General features: G+C 39.2%; 20 protein-coding genes. 18 read left to right on the top strand and 2 right to left on the bottom strand.

The window, feature by feature from the left end; translation table 11 throughout:
* The first annotated feature begins 9 nt into the window (after positions 1-9).
* From NV349_RS15440 to mtnN, 10 genes are all read left to right on the top strand, one after another.
* Entirely contained in the window at positions 10-1356 is a 1347-nt protein-coding gene (locus NV349_RS15440) for an LLM class flavin-dependent oxidoreductase (protein ID WP_271910480.1), read from the top strand.
* Complete coding sequence (locus tag NV349_RS15435; protein ID WP_271910479.1) at positions 1353-2540, top strand: acyl-CoA dehydrogenase family protein; 1188 nt, start codon at positions 1353-1355, stop codon at positions 2538-2540. The genes NV349_RS15440 and NV349_RS15435 overlap by 4 nt, the downstream gene beginning before the upstream one ends.
* 171 nt (positions 2541-2711) lie before the next feature.
* A complete protein-coding gene (gene mltG / locus NV349_RS15430; protein WP_036121947.1) occupies positions 2712-3839 on the top strand; it encodes an endolytic transglycosylase MltG in 1128 nt (375 codons plus the stop codon).
* Positions 3840-4124: 285 nt separating this feature from the next.
* Positions 4125-4757 carry an O-methyltransferase gene (locus NV349_RS15425; protein ID WP_036121943.1) on the top strand — a complete coding sequence of 211 codons (633 nt, stop codon included), beginning with the start codon at positions 4125-4127 and terminating at the stop codon, positions 4755-4757.
* Between the two features lie 5 nt (positions 4758-4762).
* Positions 4763-5695, top strand: coding sequence for a peptidase U32 family protein (locus NV349_RS15420; RefSeq protein WP_058844212.1), 933 nt, complete (start codon positions 4763-4765; stop codon positions 5693-5695).
* A 13-nt stretch (positions 5696-5708) separates the two neighbouring features.
* Entirely contained in the window at positions 5709-6989 is a 1281-nt protein-coding gene (locus NV349_RS15415) for a peptidase U32 family protein (protein ID WP_271910478.1), read from the top strand.
* Positions 6989-7627 carry a uridine kinase gene (udk, locus tag NV349_RS15410; RefSeq protein WP_271910477.1) on the top strand — a complete coding sequence of 213 codons (639 nt, stop codon included), beginning with the start codon at positions 6989-6991 and terminating at the stop codon, positions 7625-7627. The genes NV349_RS15415 and udk overlap by 1 nt, the downstream gene beginning before the upstream one ends.
* A 175-nt stretch (positions 7628-7802) precedes the next feature.
* Complete coding sequence (greA, locus tag NV349_RS15405) at positions 7803-8291, top strand: transcription elongation factor GreA (protein ID WP_036121930.1); 489 nt, start codon at positions 7803-7805, stop codon at positions 8289-8291.
* A 131-nt stretch (positions 8292-8422) separates the two neighbouring features.
* The gene (locus NV349_RS15400; protein ID WP_036121926.1) at positions 8423-9082 is read left to right on the top strand and encodes a YrrS family protein; all 660 of its coding nucleotides are present in this window, start codon (positions 8423-8425) and stop codon (positions 9080-9082) included.
* A gap of 59 nt (positions 9083-9141) precedes the next feature.
* Positions 9142-9834: a 5'-methylthioadenosine/S-adenosylhomocysteine nucleosidase gene (mtnN, locus tag NV349_RS15395; protein WP_036121923.1), complete on the top strand. Its 693-nt coding sequence runs from the start codon at positions 9142-9144 to the stop codon at positions 9832-9834.
* Positions 9835-10163: 329 nt separating this feature from the next.
* Here the strand turns inward: mtnN and sigK are convergent, their stop codons facing one another.
* Both sigK and pssA read right to left on the bottom strand, forming a co-directional pair.
* A complete protein-coding gene (gene sigK / locus NV349_RS15390) occupies positions 10164-10871 on the bottom strand; it encodes an RNA polymerase sporulation sigma factor SigK (RefSeq protein ID WP_036121917.1) in 708 nt (235 codons plus the stop codon).
* Positions 10872-10957: 86 nt separating this feature from the next.
* Positions 10958-11458 (bottom strand): CDP-diacylglycerol--serine O-phosphatidyltransferase, encoded by a 501-nt coding sequence (gene pssA, locus NV349_RS15385; protein WP_271913600.1) that lies wholly within the window; start codon positions 11456-11458, stop codon positions 10958-10960.
* 136 nt (positions 11459-11594) lie between these two features.
* Between pssA and NV349_RS15380 the strand changes: the two genes are divergently transcribed.
* The 8 genes from NV349_RS15380 to rsfS are packed head-to-tail and all read left to right on the top strand — an operon-like array spanning position 11595 to position 16689.
* Positions 11595-12377, top strand: coding sequence for a phosphatidylserine decarboxylase (locus NV349_RS15380; RefSeq protein ID WP_249646110.1), 783 nt, complete (start codon positions 11595-11597; stop codon positions 12375-12377).
* 36 nt (positions 12378-12413) lie between these two features.
* Positions 12414-12935, top strand: coding sequence for a YqeG family HAD IIIA-type phosphatase (locus NV349_RS15375; RefSeq protein ID WP_271910476.1), 522 nt, complete (start codon positions 12414-12416; stop codon positions 12933-12935).
* Positions 12932-14035, top strand: coding sequence for a ribosome biogenesis GTPase YqeH (yqeH, locus tag NV349_RS15370; RefSeq protein ID WP_036121905.1), 1104 nt, complete (start codon positions 12932-12934; stop codon positions 14033-14035). The genes NV349_RS15375 and yqeH overlap by 4 nt, the downstream gene beginning before the upstream one ends.
* Before the next feature lie 33 nt (positions 14036-14068).
* Positions 14069-14899 carry a shikimate dehydrogenase gene (gene aroE / locus NV349_RS15365; RefSeq protein ID WP_036121902.1) on the top strand — a complete coding sequence of 277 codons (831 nt, stop codon included), beginning with the start codon at positions 14069-14071 and terminating at the stop codon, positions 14897-14899.
* 5 nt (positions 14900-14904) lie between these two features.
* Positions 14905-15207, top strand: a complete 303-nt coding sequence (gene yhbY, locus NV349_RS15360; protein ID WP_036121900.1) for a ribosome assembly RNA-binding protein YhbY — start codon at positions 14905-14907, stop codon at positions 15205-15207.
* 9 nt (positions 15208-15216) lie between these two features.
* A complete protein-coding gene (locus NV349_RS15355; protein WP_036121897.1) occupies positions 15217-15807 on the top strand; it encodes a nicotinate-nucleotide adenylyltransferase in 591 nt (196 codons plus the stop codon).
* Complete coding sequence (yqeK, locus tag NV349_RS15350) at positions 15776-16348, top strand: bis(5'-nucleosyl)-tetraphosphatase (symmetrical) YqeK (protein ID WP_036121894.1); 573 nt, start codon at positions 15776-15778, stop codon at positions 16346-16348. The genes NV349_RS15355 and yqeK overlap by 32 nt, the downstream gene beginning before the upstream one ends.
* Positions 16345-16689 (top strand): ribosome silencing factor, encoded by a 345-nt coding sequence (rsfS, locus tag NV349_RS15345; RefSeq protein ID WP_036121893.1) that lies wholly within the window; start codon positions 16345-16347, stop codon positions 16687-16689. The genes yqeK and rsfS overlap by 4 nt, the downstream gene beginning before the upstream one ends.
* Position 16690: the final 1 nt, after the last annotated feature.

Genomic DNA, 16690 nt, shown 5'->3' with positions numbered 1-16690 from the left:
GTGATAACAATGACTAGTAAAAAAGAAATAAAGCTAGCCTTGTATTTAATAGGAGCAGGTATGCATGTTGCTGCATGGAGGCACCCATCTGCTCAAGCGAATGCAAGCATCGATATTCAAGCATTACAAAAAGTAGCTCAGATTGCGGAAAGAGGAAAATTTGATATAGCTTTTGTTGCCGACAGTTTAGCCATTAATCATGAGTCACATCCACATATTTTAAATCGTTTTGATCCATTAATTCAAATTACGGCTTTAGCGGCAGCAACAACTAAAATTGGACTGGGTGCAACAGCTTCAACCACATACAGTGAGCCATATGTGCTGGCAAGACAGTTAATGTCCATCGATCATATAAGCAATGGGAGAGTTGCTTGGAACTTAGTAACCACAGCAGATGCCACAGGAGAAACGGCATTAAATTTTAGCCGCGATAAGCATTGGGAGCATGATCATCGCTATGAACGTGCAGAGGAATTTATCGATGTTGTTCAATCACTATGGGATTCATGGGAAGACGATGCTTTTCTCTATGATCGAGATAATAATCTATTTTATGATCGTCTTAAAGTGCATGAAACATCATTTAAGGGCAACTATTTATCTGTCAAAGGTCCATTAAATATTGCTCGTTCTGTACAGGGGCAGCCTGTTATTGTGCAGGCTGGTGCATCTAAACCAGGCCAACAATTAGCTGCACGTACAGCGGAAGTTGTATTTGTCCATTGGGATGATATTGAAAAATCGAAAGAACACTATCGGCAATTAAAGGCACAGCTTCCTCCCTTTGGACGTAAGGAGGAGGAGCTCCTTGTTTTACAAGGAATTTCCCCAATAGTAGGTGATACAGAGGAGGAGGCAATTCGTAAATTTAATGAATTACAGTCATTGATTGATCCATACGAAAGCTTAAAATTTGTTTCGGGGTACATGGGGAATGTTGACTTTTCAAAGTATTCCCTCGATACACCTGCTATTGAAGTAGAATTCCCAGAAGTTAATAGTATTCAAAGTCACTTCTATGAACACTTAGAGATTATTAAGAAGGAAAATTTAAAAGTTGGTGATTTGTATGCACGCCTTTTTGGACCTGCAAAGCGCGATGCTTTTGTCGGAACACCAACACAAATAGCGGATGAGATGGAGCGTTGGATAATAGAGCAAGCAGCAGATGGCTTTATGCTACAGTTTCCGTTATTACCACGTGATTTAGAAGATTTTGTTGACAAGGTTGTACCGATTTTGCAGGAGCGAGGTATTTATCGTAAAGATTATACGGGCACAACATTAAGAGAACATTTAGGCCTGAAAAAGCCGCTGAATCGTTTTGCTAAAAGTAAGGTGAATCAGGAATGATGGATATTTTTATTCGAAATGAACGAGAGCAAAGGCTTGTTCAATATGCTCAGAATTTAGCGCAACAAATTGAGAAGACAGCTAACCAATATGATGAGAGTGGAAAATTTCCGTTTGAGCATTTTAAAATTTTAGAAGATGCAGGCTATTTTCGACTAACAGTGCCTCAAAAATATGGAGGAGAAGAAATTTCTTTATACGAGATGTTATTAGTGCAGGAACAATTAGCTAGAGGCGATGCTTCCACTGCCTTGTCTGTTGGCTGGCATTTATTGACGTTTTTGAATGTTCGTGAGGCAAAAACATGGCCAGAACCTATCTTTGCAGAATTATGCCGAAAAGCAGTTGAGGAAGGCTCACTTTTGAATATTATTAGCAGTGAACGTGGAAAGGGGAATATTTCTCGGGGGAGTTTACCTGGTACAATTGCTAAAAAGGTGCCAGGGGGATATTGCATTACTGGTGAAAAAGCATTTGCTTCATTAGCGCCGATTTTAAAACAATTCACCATTATTGCTTATCTGGAAGAAGAAAACCTAACAGCGGAATTTCTAATAACGAAAAACGAACAGGTGGAAATTGTTGAAACATGGGATGCAATGGGCATGAGGGCAACAGGTAGTCATGATATTATTTTTCATGATACGTTTGTACCAGAGGCAGCGTTGCTTTACAGACATCATCCAAATGGAGTTAATCGTTTTTTAGCTGATGGTCGAGTCTATTCGTTAGAGATTCCAGCCGTTTATTTAGGAGTGGCAGGAGCAGCAAGAGATTATGCAATTGATTTTGCCAAAAATACGTATTCACATAGCTTAGAAAATACAATCGCTCATGCTAGTCATGTCCAACAAAGGATTGGTGAAATAGAAGTACTTTATCAAACTGCACGAAGAACATTGTATAGTATTGCAACACAGGTAGAACAAAATCCAGCTCTTAAGGAGCAACTATCAGAGTCTGTTAGTATCGCAAAGTATGTAATTTGTAATTACGCCATCGATATAGTAACAAAAGCCATGCAAGTTGTAGGGGGACGAAGTTTATCTAAAGAAAACAAAATCCAGCGTCTATTTAGAGATGTTCAATGTAGTCGCTTTAATCCGCCAGCAGATGATGTGGTGATAGCTCAACTTGCTATGGAGTTACTTGCGGATAAGAAGCAAGGAACTTTTCAATTATAGTTTATATAATGAAGATTTTGAATCGTGCAAGATTTTATAGAGAGAGGATCTGCCAGTAAAAATAGCTGGCAGATTTTTTTTACATATACAATTTCTCCTGAATTGTCGATTTCTGTTTGTCGTGAAAGTTGATTTCTAGTATGATATTGATTAGTGATAGGGGGGAAACCCGTGGATAACGGTTCTAAAAAACAAGAAATGTTTTCAAAAATGCAGGAAAGAAAATCTGAGGTAAAAATCGTGAGAAAAATCGTTGCAATTATTGCGATTGTTTTCGTGCTTATAATCGGTGTTGTTGGTATCCTTGGGTACAACTATGTCAAGGGTGCATTAAAGCCACTCGATCCTAATGCGACGAAGACCATTGCTGTGGAAGTACCTATTGGTTCTAGTTTATCATCCATTTCCACGCTGCTAGAGAAAAAAGACGTCATTAAAGATGCACGTGTTTTTAAATACTATGCAAAATTTAAAAATGAATCTCAATTCCAAGCAGGAAATTATGATCTAACACAGGCGATGACATTCGATGAACTGATCGAAAGCTTGAAAACAGGGAAAGTCTACCGTAAGCCTGTCTTTACAATGACAGTTCCGGAGGGCTTAACACTTGAACAAATTGGGAATGTGATTGAAAAGAAAACACCATACACAAAACAGGAATTTATGGATCTTGTGACGAGTGATACATTTGTTCAGCAAATGATGGCCAATTATCCTGAACTTGTCACGGAGGCTGTGTTAGCGGATAATATTCGCTATGATTTAGAGGGCTATCTTTACCCAGCCACTTACTCTTACTATGAAGAAAAACCATCATTACAGGGAATTGTAGAAGAGATGATAGCGGCGATGAATAATGTGGTGAAGAACTATAGTGATGTTTTAGCAGAAAAACAAATGTCGGTGCATCAGCTGTTAACATTTGCCTCATTATTAGAAGAAGAAGCGACAGCTCAAACAGATCGAGAGACAATCGCAAGTGTCTTCTATAATCGAATAAATGAAGGCATGCCATTACAGACAGACCCGACCGTGTTATATGCACTTGGTGATCATAAAGATCGTGTGCTTTTTGAAGATTTAGAAGTGGATAATGCTTATAACACTTATAAAAATAAAGGCTTACCACCTGGACCAATCGCTGGTGCTGGTAAAACTTCTATTGAGGCAACATTAAATCCAAGTCAAACCGACTATTTCTATTTCTTAGCAGATAAAGAGGGTGTTAATCACTTCTCGAAAACATATGATGAGCATTTACAGAAAATAGCAAAATATTTACAAAAAGAAGAATAAGCGTTTAGGAAGAGCAAAAAGTATATAGCAAACAGATGGATAGAAGGAAAGAAAAATAGCTTTCCTTCTATTTTCATGCTATTATAAAGTGTGATTTTTGATCAATCCGTTCATTTATGCGGGACAAATATGCGTGGTAGCAATTGTTGGAGCATATCTAAACAATTGCTCATTTTTGTATGGCAAAGTACCAAGACATCACGTTTGGTCTTTTTCTTTTTGTTGATAAATGATGAAGTACAGACAACGGCAAACGCCCGTTGCCTTTTAAATGAGGGTGAAACAATGGAATTATCAGATGCATATATACAATCATTTATACAGCCACGTAATGAATTGCTTTTAGAGATGGAAGCATACGCGGAGGAGAATCATGTACCGATTATGCAATTAGCAGGTATTGATGCATTAAATCAACTGTTACGTATTCAAAATCCGTCAAAAATTTTAGAGATAGGCACAGCAATTGGCTATTCTGCTATTCGAATGGCAGAGGCATTGCCCAATGTCCAAATTGTTACAATTGAACGTGATCAAGAGCGTGTAACAAGGGCGAAAGCCTATATTCGACGTTCTACTGTATCAGATCGAATTACGGTCATTGAGGGTGACGCTTTAGAGGTGAACGATGAAGCTATTGATACGACTTTCGATGCGGTCTTTATCGATGCCGCAAAGGGACAGTATCAACGCTTTTTTGAAAAATATGCCCCTTTAGTGAATTCAGGTGGGGTTTTGTATATCGATAATATGTACATGCATGGCCTGTCTGATTTAGAGCTGAAGGATGTGCCACGTCGTAAGCGGACAATGATTCGCAATTTAAAAAACTTCACAGATTGGATTATGCAGCACCCAGATTATACAAGTGCTTTTTTGCCAGTCGGTGACGGTTTATTACTATGTTTGAAGAGGTGACTACTATGAAAAAACCAGAATTGCTTGTGACACCACAATCTGTAGAACATATAAAAGCACTTTTAGAAGCTGGAGCAGATGCTTTTGTTATTGGTGAGCAACAATTTGGTCTACGTCTAGCTGGAGAGTTCTCTGTTGAAGAGGTGGAAGAAGCGACGAAGCTAATTCACGCAGCAGGTAAAAAGGTTTATGTTGCGGTCAATGCACTTTTTCATAATGAGAAACTGGAGGCACTGGCAGACTATTTAAAAGAAATGCAACGTATCGGAGTGGATCGTTTAATTTATGGTGATCCAGCGGTACTTATTATTCGCCGCGAGCAAGCCGTGACGATTCCATTACATTGGAATCCAGAAACGACTGCTACAAACTGGTTTACAGCAAATTACTGGGGGAAACGTGGTGCAAAGCGTGCTGTATTAGCACGTGAACTTTCTCTTGATGAAGTATTAGAAATTAAAGAAAATACTGAGGTGGAGATTGAGGTACAAGTACATGGCATGACATGTATGTTCCAATCGAAACGCCCATTACTTGGTCATTATTTCTTATATCAAGATAAGGTGATGGCCATTGAAAACCGTCAAGAAAATCGTAATATGTTCCTACATGACGATGAGCGAAATAATAAATATCCTATTTATGAAGATGTCAATGGGACACATATTTTCAGTCCAAATGATATGTGTATAATTGATGAGCTTGGTGAATTATTCGAAGGTGGCATTGATGCCCTGAAAATCGAGGGTGTTCTACAAACACCAGACTATGTAGTAACGGTTACAGAAATCTATCGCAAAGCCATCGATACTTATTTTGATGAATCAGAAGACGCGTATGAAGAGATAAAAGATGATTTATTAGCACGAATTGAAGATATTCAACCAGCCATTAGACCATTAGATACAGGCTTTATCTTCAAGGAAACAGTTTACTAGGAGGGGCAATACCATGGCATTAGCATTAGAACAAAATGACAAAATCCGTGAGATTGTCGACGGTAAACGTGTCATTACTAAAAAACCAGAGCTACTTGCCCCAGCAGGTAGCTTAGAGAAATTAAAAGTAGCTGTTCATTATGGAGCAGATGCGGTATTTATTGGTGGACGAGAATTTGGACTACGTTCCAATGCAGACAACTTCTCGATTGAAGAGATGCGTGAAGGTGTCGAATTTGCCAAACAATATGGGGCAAAAATTTATGTCACGACAAATATTTTTGCTCACAATGAAAATATGGATGGCTTAGAGCGTTACTTAAAGGATATTGAATCAGCAGGCGTAACAGGAATTATCGTTGCAGACCCACTGATTATTGAAACATGTCGTACAGCAGCACCTAAGCTTGAAATTCATCTTTCTACACAGCAATCACTGTCCAATTGGAAGGCTGTTCAGTACTGGAAAGAAGAAGGCTTACATCGTGTCGTTTTAGCACGTGAAGTAGGCGGAGAAGAAATGAAGCTGATGAAGGAAAAGGTTGATATTGAAATCGAGGCTTTCGTTCATGGTGCAATGTGTATCGCCTACTCTGGTCGTTGTGTTCTGTCCAATCATATGACTGCTCGTGACTCTAACCGCGGTGGTTGCTGTCAATCATGCCGTTGGGACTATGATTTATATGAATTAGAAGATGGTGAAGAAAAAGCACTGTTCGATGACAAGCACGCATCTTTTGCGATGAGTCCAAAAGATTTAAAATTAATCGAAGCAATTCCTCATATGATTGAGCTTGGGATTGATTCGTTAAAAGTTGAAGGTCGTATGAAATCCATTCATTATGTTGCGACAGTTGTTTCAGTGTACCGTAAAGTGATTGATGCTTACTGTGCAGATCCGGAAAACTTTAAAATTAAACGCGAGTGGCTCGAAGAATTGGATAAATGCGCCAACCGTGATACGGCTGAAGCATTCTTCCATGATGCACCTGGCTTCGAGGAGCAAATGTTTGGAGTACATGGTCGTAAAACAACGTATGAATTTGCAGGTCTTATTTTAGATCATGATCCAGAAACAAAAATAGTGACGATGCAACAACGAAATTATTTTAAACCTGGTGATGAAGTAGAATTCTTTGGTCCTGAAATTGAAAATTTCAGTTTAACAATGGGCGAAATTTGGGACGAGGATGGCAATAGCCTAGATGCTGCTCGTCATCCATTACAAATTGTGAAATTTAAATGTGACACACCTTTAAAACCGCATAATATGATGCGAAAGGAGAATAACTAATGGCAGCAAAGCGACCAGTTGTCATCGGAATCGCTGGTGGCTCATGCTCTGGAAAAACGAGTGTGACGCACGCCATTTATGAAGTTTTCCGTGAGCATTCCGTTGTGGTGATTGAACAAGATTTTTATTATAAAGATCAAAGTCATTTAACATTTGAAGAACGCTTAGGAACAAACTACGATCATCCGTTGGCTTTCGATAATGATTTATTAATTGAGCACATAAAAAAACTGTTAGTGCGTCAACCAATTGAAAAACCTGTTTATGACTATGTGCAGCATACGAGAGCAGAAGAAGTGATCCATGTTGAACCAGTAGATGTTATTATCCTAGAAGGTATTCTAGTGCTAGAAGATGCTGATTTACGTGATTTAATGGATATTAAATTATTCGTAGACACAGACTCAGATTTACGAATTATTCGTCGTATCATGCGTGATATTAAAGAGCGTGGTCGTACAACTGATTCGGTTATTGAGCAGTATTTAGCAGCGGTTCGACCTATGCATAATTTATTTATTGAACCAACGAAACGTTATGCTGATATCATTATTCCAGAAGGCGGGGATAATGAGGTAGCAATTGATTTAATGGTAACGAAAATTAAAACTATTCTTGAAACCGACAACGTATTGTAATAAGATAGAGTGGTATTGACAATATTTTCATGCATATTAAAAAAAAGCATGCATACTATTAGGTCAAAGCGTAATTTGAAAAAGTTTAAAAATAATAAAATTCGATTAAATGCATCTTCCGTGCATTTAGTCGAGTTTTATGTTTTTATATTGAAGAAACAAGGAGTGAAGGACTTTGGCAAATGAAAAACAGTACCCTATGACAGCTGAGGGAAAACGTAAATTAGAAGAAGAATTAGTAAAATTAGAAACAGAAACACGTAAAGAAATCGTTGAACGTATTAAAATAGCACGTGATTTTGGAGATCTATCTGAAAATGCTGAGTATGATTCAGCAAAAGAAGAGCAAGCCTTTTTAGAAGGTCGTATTTCTACATTAAAATCAATGATTCGTAACGCAGTGATTATTTCTGAGGATGAGACAGATAACAGTGTTGTATCACTTGGGAAAACGGTTACATTTGTAGAAATCATTAATGGTAAACCGTCATCAGATGAAGAATCGTATACAATTGTTGGTTCTGCTGAGGCAGATCCAATGGAATTCCGCATTTCAAATGAATCGCCAATTGCAAAGGGTCTACTTGGTCGTGCTGAAGGTGAAGAAGTTGCCGTACAAACACCTGGTGGCGAAATGAAAGTGAAAATTATTTCCATTAAATAATGTGTAAGTGTACAAGCAGTTAGCCTTAGGCTGACTGCTTTTAACATTCTTTGGCAATAAAATAGTGAGTATAATTATTTTGCAAGAGCTGTTGAACTTGATAGAATATTTGCTAGAGAGGGGGAGACATTATGAGTGAACGACAAACTCGAAGTAGTCGTCATTTGCAGCCATCTCGTAATAAAAAGCTAGATAAACTATTGAATGTTTTAATAGGTGTTGTGGTTGTACTTATTATTATTACAGCAACCTATGTGTTTAAATGGCAAGATGATGCAGATCAAGCAGTGAAAGATGAACCAGCTCAAGAGGAAAAGAGCGGTGATAACGAAAAAGAAGTAGATAAAGAACCTGCGAAAGAACAGGATAAAGATCTCGCTGTTGAAGAAGACAAAACTTCCGAGGAAGAATCGGAGCCTGATACATCTCAGGAAGAGCAAGGTACGCCAGAAGAGTCGACATCGGATAATCCAATTGTTGACAAGGTTATCACGAATAAAAATTGGCAGCCAACACCTACAACTCAAACAGGTCAGCATGTTTCTTCATATGATGACAAGTCTGTAGACTGGGCTGAGAAGGTAGCCACTGTTTCGACTGTGACAGGCATCGAACAAAGCAATATGATTATTTGGCGTATGCAAAATAATGGTGGTCCTAATTCATCCGTTGCGACAGTTTCAACGAATGATAAATCTCAGATGTACCGTGTCAGTATGGAATGGGTTGAAAATGAAGGATGGAAGCCCGTGAAGTTGGAGCAACTTAACACATTAGAAGGCGCCTATTGACGAAAATCACTCTTTTGATTATTTTTAATAGAGTTGATAAAGAAGGGAAGTAACAGTACATGAAAATAGCAGTAATTGGCGCAATGGAAGAGGAAGTAGAGCTTCTAAGAGCAGCATTAAACGATGCACAAAGTACAATGATTGCAGGCAGTGAGTATACAACAGGGACTTATGAAGGCAAGGAAGTTGTGTTATTAAAAAGTGGTATTGGCAAGGTGAATGCTGCTATGTCTACGACAATCCTTTTACATGAGTTTAAGCCGGATGTTGTTATGAATACAGGCTCTGCAGGTGGATATGACGAGGCACTTGAGGTAGGCGCTATCGTCATTTCTGATGAAGTTCGCCACCATGATGTAGATGTCACAATTTTTGGCTATGAAATCGGACAGATGGCTGGGATGCCAGCAGCTTATAAATCAGATGAGAAATTGATGAAAGTCGCTGAGGAGGCCGTCAAGGCGGTTGGAGAGCATCAGTATGGCATCGGTTTAATTTGCTCTGGAGATGCTTTTATGAATGATCCTGAACGTGTAGAAGCGGTTCGTCGTCATTTCCCTCAAATGAAGGCTGTAGAAATGGAAGCGGCTGCGGTTGCTCAAGTATGTTATCAATTTGCTACACCTTTTGTTGTCATTCGTGCTTTATCAGATATTGCTGGGAAAGAATCGAATATTAGTTTCGATGAGTTTTTACCAGTTGCTGCAAAGCATTCTACACAAGTCGTTTTAAAAGCAATTGCCTCTCTATAAACTACACAAAATGGTCAAAATGTGCGTGTCATTCTGTGAGAAAAATCACAGTTAAAGCAATGGACAAATGCTACACTGACAGTAATAAATCTCTTCATAATAGAATGGGAGGCATTCATGATGTTATTTTTAACAGCGGGTGTAGTCATTATTACAACTTTAATAGGCACGTTGATTTCAGCAGAACTATCGGAGTCAGCGCATTAGTATGACGGGAAAGCTCCTTTGCGACATAGTCATGTCGCAGGGGAGCTTTTTATATGCCATGAAATAGGCACATCTTCCGCCAATGATGCATTGAATTTTTCTACTGTCCATTTTACAATATATTATTCAATAGACTTTTGGTCTCGTTTGTATAGTTGATAGAGTTTAATAAGTGCTCGCTTTTCAATGCGAGATACATAGCTGCGTGAGATATTTAAACGAGCAGCAATTTCCTTTTGTGTAAGGGCATCCTGTTGGTTTAAACCATAGCGTAGTGTCACAATTTCGAGCTCACGTTCATCAAGCATATGCAAATAGTGATATAACTGTGCCACATGTTCTTTATGCTCTAGTTTTTCTGTGGCGCTTTCTTCGTCACACTGAAGTAAATCACGAATTTGCAGTGCATTACCATCTTTATCAGTCCCAATAGGCTCAAACAGTGATACGTCTTTCTGCACTTTTTTTTGTGTGCGCAGATGCATTAAAATTTCATTTTCAATACAACGGGCTGCATATGTGGCAAGTCTAGTTTTTTTGTCAGGGGTATAGCTCTCGACAGCTTTCATTAGACCGATTGTTCCGATGGAAATATAATCATCTAGTTGTTCATGTTTTGGATGGAATTTTTTTACGACGTGCGCGACAAGCCTCATATTGCGTTCGATTAAGTCAAGACGTGCTTGCTCATCGCCACCTAAAAATCGTTCAATACAAGCAGCTTCCTCTTCTTTTGAAAAGGGTTTATGGAATGTTTGCCCCTTTAAGTAGCCAAGCAACGCAGGGATTTCAAGCCATAACTGCAACATTGATGTAAAAATTCCGCTCATTGAATGATTTCATCCTTTCCCCATTTTTCGACAGTATATGTTTAAAAGCTGTGGGAAATGAAAAAAGTGCAACAGCAAATGTGCTGTTACACTTTTTTTAACGTAAATGTACTAATCATGAGTAAAGCTAAGATGGGAAAAAGGAAAAGATAAAATGCCGGATGGAACGCATTGGCTGCGAAATACGTTAAAGTTAAGAACGTACCTGCAGCTGTAATTGGTAAACCTGTGAAATAACCATTCGCTTCACTAATATTGAAGCGAGCTAAACGCATCGCGCCACAGACGATAAATAATACGGCCATCATCATGCCGGCAAAACCAAAATCAACTAGAACAACTTCATACATTAATAATGCAGGTGCCACACCAAATGATATAATATCACTCATAGAATCTAATTGTTTACCTAACTCAGACACTTGTCCGAGTGCTCTCGCTACCTTACCATCGTAGCGATCAAGAAGGGCTGCAATAAAGATAAACAAGACACTATAGCTATAATATTCATGTAAAATGGCCATAATAGCCGCGCCTCCAAAGGACATATTACTAATTGTGATGAAGTTAGCTGCGTGCGATTTCATTTTCTTAACCGTGGTATCCACCAACTTGTGATAAAAAAACAAGGGGGATCACTCCTTTGCACTTAAGATATTGTACCATTATACTTCGAATGCGAAAAAATTGACAGTCTAAATTAATGGATAGGGGTTTTACTGTATGAAAGAAAAACTATATCAACGCTTGATAGAACTAACGAATGGTAAGCAATCTTCCCATCTTTTGCAGGCAATTGCAAAAGCGAAGTGGAGTAAACGTATAATTCCAAGCTACATGAAGTTATACGATATTAACATTGAAGAAGTTTCAAAAAAACAACAACAATTTTCAAGTTTACATGATTTTTTCACAAGAGAACTTCTAGAAGAAGCTCGACCTATTGAAAAAAATCCAACGATTTATGTTAGCCCAGTAGATGCCAAGGTGGAATCTTTTGGTCGCATTGAATGGGATATGACATTTCTAGTTAAGGGTAAGCCCTATGCATTACAAGATTTACTAGGTAATACAGAGAGAGCCGCACAATATGCAGATGGTCATTTTATCGTATTTTATTTAAGTCCTGCTGATTATCATCGTATCCATAGTCCGATAGATGGGGAAGTAGTACGACAATATACACTTGGTCAGAAATCTTATCCCGTGAATCAGCTAGGTCTTACATACGGTAAAAAACCAATTTCTCATAATTATCGTTTAGTGACAGAGCTGAAAGCAGCCAATCAACAGCATGTAGCCTTTATTAAAGTTGGTGCGACTTTTGTTAATTCCATTGTGCTTACGAATACGACAACGAAATGGCGTAAAGGTCAGGAAGTTGGATATTTTTCATTTGGTTCCACAGTGGTTATGCTGTTTGAAAAGGATACGGTTGAATTTACGGATAATGTTGTACAGGGAAGCCCAATTCGAATGGGTGAAGCTTTTGCAAATATGCTATAATGGTCGAATAATACGTTAAGATTAGGGGTCGCTATTTTGTATAATTTTTTATTACCGAACGAATTTGTGACGAATATTTTTGAAATTACGCCGGAAAAGTTACAAGAATTAGGGATTAGAGGCATCATTACGGATTTAGATAATACGCTTGTTGAATGGGATCGCCCAGACGCAACAGAAGAGCTGATTATTTGGTTACGTATTATGAAAGAATCAGGTATTCGAGTTATTATTGCATCGAATAACAATGAAGCGCGTGTGAAGCATTTTGCTGAGCCATTAGATATCCCGTATATTCACAAGGCAAAAAAACCACTTCGTAATGCTTTTTATAATGCACTGATTCAACTAGGTTTACGCCCAAATGAAGTAGTCATGGTTGGAGATCAACTCCTGACTGATGTGATGGGCGCAAAACGTTTAGGCTTGCATACAGTGTTAGTAAAGCCTGTTGCACAATCAGATGGGCTGGTAACAAAATTGAATCGTTTCATTGAGCGTCGAGTATTTAATGATTTGAAACGTAAAGGAATAATAACTTGGGAGGAACAAGAATGATTGAAATGCCAAATTGTATTGGCTGTGGTACAACAATTCAAACAGAAGATAAAACAGCAGTTGGGTATGCACCCCCATCATCATTAGAAAAGGATGTGGTCATTTGCCAGCGCTGCTTCCGTTTGAAAAATTACAATGAAATTCAACCCGTGTCATTAACAGATGACGACTTTTTACGTATTTTAAACGGCCTTGGAACACAGCAGGGCTTAATCGTAAAAATTGTTGATATATTTGATTTCAATGGGAGCTGGCTACCTGGGCTTCACCGTTTTGTAGGGAAGAATCCTGTTCTTTTGATTGCCAACAAAGCAGATTTATTACCAAAATCAGTGAAACCGAAAAAAGTAATCAATTGGCTTAAACGCGAGGCAAAGGCACTAGGACTTCAGCCTATCGATGTTCTATTAGTCAGTGCCCATAAAGGCAAGGGAATGGCGGAAGCAATGGAGGCCATCGACGAGTACCGTAACGGACAAAATGTCTATGTTGTAGGTTGTACAAATGTTGGGAAATCTACATTCATTAACCGTATTATTAAACAGGCTACAGGAGAAGGGGAAGTCATTACAACGTCACACTTCCCTGGTACTACTTTAGACATGATTGACATTCCACTGGATGATGGTAGTGCATTATATGATACGCCTGGTATTATTAATCATCATCAAATGGCTCATCATATTGATTCAAGTGAATTAAAATATATTATGCCGAAAAAGGAAATTAAACCGAAAGTCTACCAGCAAAATCCTGGACAGTCCCTATTTATTGGGGCATTGGCGAGATTTGACTTTATCCAGGGAGAGCGTTCAGCCTTTACAATCCATGTGGCAAACGATCTACCGATTCACCGTACAAAGCTTGAGAAGGCCGATACATTATATGCAGAACATAAAGGCGAGCTTCTGGCACCTCCAACTGCAGATTTTATCGACCAACTTCCACCATTGGTACGTCATGAGTTTTCCATCAAAGAAGCGAAAACAGACGTTGTATTTTCTGGCCTGGGCTGGATTACAGTACAGCATGCTAATGTAGTCGTAGCAGCCTACGCGCCAAAAGGTGTACAAGTTTCAATTCGTCCTTCACTGATCTAAACAGAAGGATGTAGTAGAGAGAGGGACTAGAAAATGAAGAAATGGTTTGCAGTTATGGGTGATCCAATTGAACATTCAAAATCACCGGCCATGCACAATGCTTGGTTTGAGGACATGTCAATAGATGCGACATATATTCCTTTGCATGTACCTTCTGATCAATTAGAATCAGCAGTTGCTGGTTTGAAAACATTAGGGGCGAGTGGCTGGAACGTGACAATTCCTCATAAGACAGCAATCATTCCATATTTAGATGAGCTAGATGAGCTGGCGCAAAAAATGGGCGCAGTGAATACAGTCGTACGAACAAAAGAGGGAAAGCTGAAGGGCTATAATACAGATGGGATTGGCTTTGTTCGCTCACTAGAAGAAGCCGTTGGTGTATCTCGAAAGGACAAGCCTGTATTACTTGTTGGTGCTGGTGGCGCTGCTCGCGGTATTGCCTTTGCTATGCAGCAACAAGGCTATCACCATTTAACTATCGCCAATCGTACGGTGGCAAATGCCCAAGCGATAATTGATGAAATGGATATGGGTCGTGCGATGTCATTACAAGAAGCAGAAGAAACATTAGCTGATTTCGGCATTATTGTGCAAATGACATCGGCTGGCCTTGCTACGGGCAATTTTTCTATGCCATTTTCATTAGATCGACTTGCGAAAGGAGCAATTGTTGCGGATATTGTGTATAATCCATTAATGACGCCTTTTTTACAAGCGGCTGAAGAAAAAGGAGCAACGATTGTCACAGGCTTAGGGATGTTTGTCCATCAAGGAGCCATTGCTTTTGAACACTGGTTAGGAAACTATCCAAACACAAATTCAATGATTGCGCAGCTTAAGGCGCAATTAGGAGGAAACTAATTTTTATGTTAACAGGTAAACAGAAACGTTTTTTACGTGCAGAGGCACATCATTTAACACCTATTTTCCAAGTAGGAAAAGGTGGAGTTAATGACGAAATGACAAAGCAAATTCGTGAGGCACTAGAAGTACGTGAACTGATTAAAGTGCGTATTTTAGATAACTGTGAAGAGGACAAACATGAAGTTGCTGAATCACTGGCAACAGGTGCTCGTGCGGAGCTTGTCCAATTAATCGGTCTGACAGTTGTTTTATATAAAGAGTCACGCAATCATAAAAAGATTGTATTACCAAAAGCAACGAAATAAGGTGAGACGATGAAAAAGGTCGGTTTACTAGGTGGCACATTTAACCCACCACATATAGGGCATCTCATGATGGCTAATGAGGTTTTTCATGCGCTAGAGCTTGATGAAATCCGTTTTATGCCAAATGCTATACCACCACATAAGCAGGCACGATTTGATGCTAGTAATGTCGAACGACTCGAAATGGTGAAGCGTGCAATTCGTCCATTTCCTTATTTTTCAGTAGAGTCGTATGAGGTTGAGAAGGGTGGCGTATCCTATTCCTATGAGACACTTTCTGCCTTGTGTAGAAGAGAACCGGATGTGAAATTTTACTTTATCATCGGTGGCGATATGATTGATTCGCTACATACATGGCATTGTATTGATGATTTAGTAAAAATCGTGCGGTTTGTCGGAGTAAAGCGTCCAGGAACAGCGGCGACAACAGAGTACCCTATAAGTATGGTGGAAGTGCCTCAAATCGATTTATCGTCCACACTGATTCGTGAACGCCTTGCGACTGGGGGAACGGTAACATTTTTATTACCAGAAGCGGTAGAGACGTTCATACGAGAGGAAGGTCTTTATGGAACGCGAACAGTATTTAGCGGCGATTAAGCCAAGAATGCCTGAAAAACGTTATATTCATACAATCGGTGTAATGGAAACAGCCATCGATTTAGCACAAAAATATGGCGAGGATGTTAAAAAAGCTGAAATAGCAGCAATCCTCCATGATATTGCTAAATATGAAGACATTGAATGGATGGAGAATATCGTTCGTGATGAAAATTTAGATCCACAATTAATTGGCTGGGGCAGTGAATTACTCCACGGCCCAGTCGGTGCCTATATAGCGCAAAGTGAGTTTGGCATCACAGACGATGAGTTGTTAAATGCGATTCGTTTCCATACAACAGGACGCGTTGGGATGAGTCGTTTAGAAAAAATCATTTTTGTCGCAGATATGATTGAGCCAAACCGTCGATTTGATGGTGTGGAGCGTCTGCGAAAGAAGGCGCAAAAAAATTTGGATAAGGCGATGAGTGCATGTGTACGCCATACTTTGGCATTTTTAATAGACACAAAGCAACCAATTTATCCTTTATCAATAGAATGTTATAACGATACGATGAACAGAGAGGATAGTGAAGGATGACTTCAACTTTATTACAAGCAGCGTACAAAGCAATTGACGACAAACATGGTGAGGATATTGTCGTTTTAAATATGCAAGGAATTTCCCTTTTAGCAGATTATTTTATCATCGCCCATGGTAACTCTGACCGCCAAGTGCAAGCAATCGCGCGTGAGTTACAGGATATAGCAGAACAACAAGGCTATGAAATTCGTCGTGTCGAAGGTTTCGATGCAGCTCGTTGGGTACTTGTTGACCTTGGAGATGTAGTGGCGCACGTATTCCATAAGGATGAGCGTGCTTATTATAATTTAGAACGTCTATGGGGCGATGCACCGCAGCTAGACATGCCAGAGGCCTAAG

The sequence above is a fragment of the Lysinibacillus sp. OF-1 genome (assembly GCF_028356935.1).
GTDB classification, from domain to species: domain Bacteria; phylum Bacillota; class Bacilli; order Bacillales_A; family Planococcaceae; genus Lysinibacillus; species Lysinibacillus fusiformis_D.
This window is presented reverse-complemented; position numbering and strand designations above follow the sequence as displayed.